This is a genomic window from Winogradskyella poriferorum (assembly GCF_050618035.1).
Taxonomy (GTDB): domain Bacteria; phylum Bacteroidota; class Bacteroidia; order Flavobacteriales; family Flavobacteriaceae; genus Winogradskyella; species Winogradskyella poriferorum_A.
In genome coordinates, this window is sequence record NZ_JBODPY010000354.1 from 1 (window position 1) to 208 (window position 208).

General features: G+C 34.1%; 1 protein-coding gene. It reads left to right on the forward strand.

Translation table 11 applies throughout. From position 1 onward, the window contains the following. Positions 1-14 precede the first annotated feature (14 nt). Positions 15-208, forward strand: a 194-nt coding sequence (locus ACRHOC_RS16045; RefSeq protein WP_431159543.1) for a hypothetical protein, incomplete at its 3' end; no start/stop codon positions are given.

A 208-nucleotide genomic window follows, 5' to 3' on the forward strand; every position in this document is an offset into this window, starting at 1 on the left:
GTCGGACAAAGAAATTGAAGAAGATTGTTGAATTAGTCAATAGAAACAAAAGTATCGTACGCTTAAAACGCGAGAACGAAGACATAATTTTTGAGAATGTTGCATTAGAAGATAATTTCAGGACAGAGTATTTTCTTTTCTGTCAGGAAGATGACGGATTTTTGCAGTTATGTCAGCGTAGAAATGATCTTGAAGCCATTGATTTCTT